The 6,436-nt window shown below is 72.3% G+C and carries 4 protein-coding genes; 3 read left to right on the plus strand and 1 reads right to left on the minus strand.

Annotated elements, in window-relative coordinates; genetic code table 11:
• Complete coding sequence (gene mutY / locus N1F91_RS22460; RefSeq protein ID WP_289995553.1) at positions 1 to 1,128, minus strand: A/G-specific adenine glycosylase; 1,128 nt, start codon at positions 1,126 to 1,128, stop codon at positions 1 to 3.
• A gap of 74 nt (positions 1,129 to 1,202) precedes the next feature.
• Between mutY and N1F91_RS22465 the strand changes: the two genes are divergently transcribed.
• The 3 genes from N1F91_RS22465 (at position 1,203) to smc (ending at position 6,071) form a co-directional block, all read left to right on the plus strand.
• Positions 1,203 to 1,700, plus strand: a complete 498-nt coding sequence (locus tag N1F91_RS22465; protein WP_289995554.1) for a DUF721 domain-containing protein — start codon at positions 1,203 to 1,205, stop codon at positions 1,698 to 1,700.
• Between the two features lie 144 nt (positions 1,701 to 1,844).
• Positions 1,845 to 2,552, plus strand: coding sequence for a DsbA family protein (locus N1F91_RS22470; protein WP_289995563.1), 708 nt, complete (start codon positions 1,845 to 1,847; stop codon positions 2,550 to 2,552).
• A gap of 60 nt (positions 2,553 to 2,612) precedes the next feature.
• The gene (smc, locus tag N1F91_RS22475; RefSeq protein ID WP_289995555.1) at positions 2,613 to 6,071 is read left to right on the plus strand and encodes a chromosome segregation protein SMC; all 3,459 of its coding nucleotides are present in this window, start codon (positions 2,613 to 2,615) and stop codon (positions 6,069 to 6,071) included.
• Positions 6,072 to 6,436: the final 365 nt, after the last annotated feature.

Here is a 6,436-nt window from a genome sequence, read left to right on the forward strand (position 1 = left end):
TCACTCCTTGTGGCGGTTCGGGCGGCCGGCCGCGGCCGGCTTGCGGGTCGCGCCCGGTATCGCAGTCTCGATTGCCTTCTTCATGACGGTCGGCAGCGCCTCGCCGGCAAGGTCCGCGCGCGCCGACCACCAGGCGCCCGCCGGCGCCTCGAAGTCGGCGCGGGCGTGGTAGACGGTGAGCCTCAGCTCGAAATGCGTGAACACATGCGTCACCGTGCCCGCCGCGCGCCAGTCGGCCGCAAAGGGGGCGGCGCCGGTTCCGGCCGCGCCGTCCACGCGCGCCGTCCAGGCGCTCGTCGGCGGCTCGCTCATGCCGCCGAGCAGGCCCTTCTCGGCCCGCTTGCGCAGGAGCACCGCGCCATGGCGGTTCTCCGCCACGAAGGCCGCGCCCTGCCGCACCGGCTTGACCGCCTTCGGCGCCTTGACGGGAAACTCGTCCTGCGTGCCCGCGCGAAAGGCCGCGCAGCCCTCGCTGATCGGGCAGAGCGGACAGGCCGGCCGCTTCGGCGTGCAGATCGTGGCGCCGAGGTCCATCGTCGCCTGCGCGAAATCGCCCGGCCGGGAGGCGGGCAGCAGGTCCTGCACCATCGCCCGGATCGCCGGCTTCGCGGCGGGCAGCGGCGTCGGAATCGCGGCAAGACGCGTCATCACCCGCTCGACATTGCCGTCCACCACCGCCGCCGGGCGGGCAAACGCGATCGCGGCGATGGCCGCGGCCGTGTAGTCGCCGATGCCCGGCAGCGCCTTCAGCCCCTCGACGTCGTCGGGAAACCGTCCGCCGTGCGCCTGCGCCACCGTTTCGGCGCACTTTTTCAGGTTGCGCGCCCGCGAATAATAGCCGAGCCCGGCCCAGGCCTTCATGATGTCGTCGGCGGGTGCCGCCGCCAGCGCCTCCACCGTCGGCCAGCGCTCCGTGAAGGCTTCGAAATAGGGTTTTACCGCCTGCACCGTCGTCTGCTGCAGCATGATCTCCGACAGCCACACCCGGTAGGGATCGGCCCGCCGGCCGGCCCGCGCATCCGCCGGGCCGATCCGCCACGGCAGCCGCCGGTGATGCCGGTCGTACCAGGCGAGCAATGGCGCCGAGATCGGCGGCCGCGCGTTCGTCCTTATCGTGCGGGCATTCATGCGCTATCATGCGCTCCTGGCAGCGGCTCGTGCCCGGCCATAGCAGACGCGTCAGCCTCAAGGAAACGCCATTCATGACAGGAAAGCCCGGCAGGGCCGGCGCCGTGCCCGTCAGCGACCTCGCCACCGCGCTGCTCGACCCGGTGCTGCGCAAGCGCGCCGGCATGACCGTCGGCCTCGTCCAGTCCTGGGATGAGATCGTCGGCACGCGGCTCGCCGCCTCCACCCGTCCCGAGCGCATCGCCTGGCCGCGCCGCATGCAGGAGGACGATCCCTTCGAGCCCGCCACGCTCATCATCGCCTGCGAGGGCGCCATGGCGCTGCGGCTCCAGCACGAGACCGGCGAGATCATCGGCCGCGTCAACGCCTTCCTCGGCTTCCAGGCGATCGGCCGCATCAAGATCGTCCAGAAGCCGGTGACGATCCCGCAAAACAACGTGCCCCGGCCGCCGCGGACGCTGCGCCCCGACGAGGCGAAGCGGCTTGCCGGCACGGTGGGAAAGATCGAGGACGACGGCCTGCGCGCCGCACTCGAGCGGCTCGGGCGGTCCGTCATCGGCTCGAAGGGCTGACGCGGCCGGCCGTCCAATTCGCGCCTTCGTGATTTCATCGCGCAAAAGGGGGCTGTGATCGGCGCCGCGACTGCCTTAAATACCGCGCACTGTCGTCCTTCACTGGCGAATGTCACATTGTCCAAATCGCACCGGGTGATTCGAATGGTAAACAAGGTATCGCGTCGTCAGATCGTCGGATCGCTGGCTCTCCTGCCGGCAGCGGCCCTCCTGGCATCCTGCAGCGACGCGGCGGGGCCCGCCCAGGCGCAGAGCCCGGCCGACACGACCACCACGGGCGCGACCGCGGCCGCGCCGGAATCCCGTGGCACGGTCGACATGGAGAAGCTCCTGGCGGAAGGCGCGCTGCCCGACAAGGTCTACGGCCAGGCCGAGGCGCCCGTCACCATCGTCGAATATGCCTCGATGACCTGCGGCCACTGCGCCGCCTTCCACAACACCACCTTCCCGGAACTCAAGGCGAAGTACATCGACACCGGCAAGGCGAGGCTCATCCTGCGCGAGTTTCCGTTCGATCCGCGCGCCGAGGCCGGCTTCATGCTGGCCCGCTGCTCGCAGGACAAGTATTTCGCCATGGTGGAAGTGCTCTTCAAGCAGCAGGAAGCCTGGGTCCGGGTCCAGGACGCGCGCGCAGCCCTGCTGCAGATCGCCCGCCTGGCCGGTTTTTCACAGGAGTCCTTCGAGGCCTGCTTGACCGATCAGCAGCTTCTGATGGATGTCAGGGCAGTGAAGGATCGCGGCGAGAAGGATTTCGGTGTCGACGCGACGCCGACCTTCTTCATCAACGGCAGGAAATACGCGGGGGCGATGTCGATTGGCGAGTTCTCGGCCATTATTGACCCGTTGCTCTGATCCTGCCCTGATCGGCGGGCGCGGCACGACCGCGCCTGCGATCCGGCGGGACGCGTCCTGATGCGCTTTTCCCGCCTCCGCCTCCTCGGCTTCAAGTCCTTCGTCGAGCCGGCCGAGTTCGTCATCGAGGGCGGCCTCACCGGCGTCGTCGGGCCCAACGGCTGCGGCAAGTCGAACCTCGTCGAGGCCCTGCGCTGGGTCATGGGCGAGAACTCCTACAAGAACATGCGCGCGTCCGGCATGGACGACGTCATCTTCTCCGGCTCCGGCACCCGGCCCGCCCGCAACACGGCGGAAGTCACGCTCTTCCTCGACAATGCCGATCGCACGGCACCGCCCGCTCACAATGATGCCGACGAGCTGCAGGTCTCGCGCCGCATCGAGCGCGAGGCTGGCTCCGTCTACCGCATCAACGGCAGGGAGGCGCGGGCCCGCGACGTCCAGCTGCTCTTCGCCGACCAGTCCACCGGCGCGCGCTCGCCCTCGATGGTCGGGCAGGGCCGCATCGGCGAGCTGATCCAGGCCAAGCCCCAGGCCCGCCGCGCCCTCCTGGAAGAGGCCGCCGGCATCTCCGGCCTCCACACCCGCCGCCACGAGGCCGAGCTGCGCCTGCGCGCCGCCGAGCAGAACCTCGAACGGCTGGACGACGTCACCCGCGAGCTCGAAAGCCAGATCGAGAGCCTGAAGCGCCAGGCGCGCCAGGCCTCCCGCTTCCGCGCCCTGTCGGCCGACATCCGCCAGGCGGAGGCGACGCTCCTGCACCTGCGCTGGACGCTGGCGAGCGCGCAGGAGGCGGAGGCGCAGCAGTCGCTCACCGCCGCCACCGCCTTCGTGGCCGGGCAGGCGCAGGCGCAGATGCATGCGGCGAAGGACCAGGCCGTCGGCGCCATGAAGCTGCCCGAACTGCGCGACACCGAGGCGGCGGCGGCGGCGGCGCTGCAGCGCCTCTCCATCGCCCGCACCCAGCTCGACGAGGAGGCGCAGCGCCTGCGCGCCCGCACCGGCGAACTGCAGAAGCGCCTCGTCCAGCTCGACGCCGACATCGCCCGCGAGGAGCAGATGGTGCGCGACAATGCCGAGACGCTGGCGCGCCTCGACGCCGAGGGCGCGACGCTTTCGCGCGAACAGGCGGGCTCCGGCGAGCGCGAGGCCGCCGCCAGGCAGGCCGTCGAGGCCTCGACCGTCCGGCTCGCCGAAAGCGAGGCCGCGCTGGCGCAGATCACCGCCGAGCGGGCCGAGACCAACGCCCAGCGCATGCAGCTGGAACGGTCGATGCGCGAGCACGCCGAACGCAGGGGCAGGCTCGACCGCCAGCTGGCCGATGCCGCCCGCGAGTCCGACCAGATCGCGGCGCGCCTCTCCGCGCTGCCGGACCCGGCGGACAGGAAGCGGCTGGTGGACGAGGCCGGCGTCCGTGCCGCTGCCGCCGAGGCGGCTGCGCTTTCCGCCGAGAAGAAGGTGGCCGAAGCGCGCGCCCGCGAGGGGTCGCTCCGGCCGGCCGTGCAGGAGGCGCGTGCCGCGCAGCAGCGCGTCGAGACCGAGGCGCGAACGCTGGCCAAGGTGCTTGCCGCCGGCGGCTCGGGCCGCTTTCCGGCCGCGCTCGAAGCGATCCGGGTCGCGCGCGGCTACGAGACCGCGCTGGGCGCGGCACTCGGCGAGGATCTCGACGCGCCGCTCGATCCCGCCGCACCCGCCCATTGGGGCGGCGCTTTTTCCGCGTCCGGCGATCCGGTCCTGCCTGAAGGCGCCGAGCCGCTCGCCGCCCGGGTCGAGGCGCCGGCAGCCCTTGCCCGCCGGCTGTCGCAGATCGGCATCGTCGACAAGGCCGACGGTCCCCGCCTCCAGGCCCTGCTTTCGCCCGGCCAGCGTCTCGTCAGCCGCGACGGCGCGGTCTGGCGCTGGGACGGCTTCGTCGCCGGCGCCGACGCGCCCACCGCCGCCGCGCAGCGGCTCGCCCGGAAGAACCGGCTGGCCGAGCTTCAGCAGGAGGCGATCGAGGCCACCGCGAAGGCCAGGCAGGCCGAGACGGCCCTTGCGGAGGCGGAAGCGGCCGTGCGCGCCTTCGTCGAGGCCGAAAAGGCCGCGCGCGAGGCCTGGCGAGCCAGCCAGCGCGGCCTTGGCGATGCGCGCGAGGAGCTGGCCCGCGCCGAGCGTGCCGCGGGCGAACTGGCGGCCCGCCGTGCAGCGCTGGCCGAGGCGCTGGCTCGCGTCACCGAGGCCCGCGACGAGGCCGCGCGTCTCCTGGCGGAGGCCGAGACCGCCTTTGCGACCGCGCCCGACCCGCGCGCCCTCCAGTCCGCCTTCGAGGCCCGCTCGGGCGTCGTTGCCCGCGACCGCGCCGGCGTCGCCGACGCCCGCGCTGCGGCGGACGGATTGAAGCGCGAGGCCGAGGCGCGCCGCAACCGCCTGGCCGCCATCGCCGCCGAGCGCGAGCGCTGGATCGCCCGCGCCGACAATGCCGACCGCCAGATCGCCGCCCTGACGGACCGGCGGGCCGAAGCGGCGGCCGAACTCGCCACCATGGCCGAAGCCCCGGACGAACTGGACGACCGCCGCCGCGCGCTGCTCACCGAACTCTCGGCCGCCGAAAAGAAGCGCCGGGATGCGGCCGACCGGCTGGCGGAGGCCGAGACGAAGCAGGCGGCGCTCGACAAGGCCGCCACCGCCGCGATCCAGGCGCTGTCGTCGGCGCGCGAGGCCCGCGCCCGCGCCGAGGAGCGGCTGACGGCCGCCGACGACCGCCGCCGCGAGGCCGAGGCGCGCATCCAGGAGACGCTCGGCGTCGCGCCGCACCTCGTCATCCGCCAGGCCGGCCTGCAGCCCGGCGACGCCATGCCCGACATGGCCGAAGTCGAACGCCGCGTCGACCGCCTCAGGATCGAGCGCGAGCGCCTCGGCGCCGTCAACCTGCGGGCCGAGGAGGAGCAGCGCGAGCTCTCCGGCCGTCTCGAGCTGATCGTCTCCGAGCGCGGCGACGTCGTCGAGGCGATCCGGACGCTGCGCCAGGCCATCCAGAGCCTCAACCGCGAGGGCCGCGAGCGGCTTCTCGCCGCCTTCGACGTGGTCAACGGCCAGTTCCAGCGGCTCTTCACCCATCTCTTCGGCGGCGGCACGGCCGAACTCCAGCTGATCGAATCCGACGATCCGCTCGAGGCCGGCCTCGAAATCCTCGCCCGCCCGCCGGGCAAGAAGCCGCAGACCATGACGCTTCTCTCCGGCGGCGAGCAGGCGCTCACCGCCATGGCGCTGATCTTCGCCGTCTTCCTCACCAATCCCGCGCCGATCTGCGTCCTCGACGAGGTCGACGCGCCGCTCGACGACCACAATGTCGAGCGCTTCTGCAACCTGATGGACGAGATGGCGCGCACCACGCACACGCGTTTCGTCATCATCACCCACAACCCCATCACCATGGCCCGCATGGACCGCCTCTTCGGCGTCACCATGGCCGAGCAGGGCGTCAGCCAGCTCGTCTCCGTCGACCTCCAGACCGCCGAACGCATCCGCGAAGCCGTCTGACCCGACAGCGCCTCGCTCCCCCTCCGTCGTCATCCCGGAACGGCGCCCGAGCGCAGCGAAGGACGCCGTATCCGAGTTCGGTGAACCTCGAAGGACGCGCGACGGTTGCGCACCTTTCCTCTCTCCCATGACCATGGTGGAGAGCTGGTCCGGGCGCAGCCCGGGACGGTGAGGGGGAGCCCGGCCGCCACCGCCTCGCCATCTCCGGTCGACCGGATCACGCGCACCGCCTTCACCGCGTGGCCACCCCAGCCAGTCCCGAGCGCGCCGCCCCCTTCACCTTCGTCATCCCGGGCGAAGCCGGAGCGAAGCGGAGGCGCAGACCCGGGATCCATGCCTCGGCATTCGTCGAATGGCGGGACGGC

It is taken from the genome of Aquibium sp. ELW1220 (genome assembly GCF_030398385.1).
GTDB lineage: Bacteria > Pseudomonadota > Alphaproteobacteria > Rhizobiales > Rhizobiaceae > Aquibium.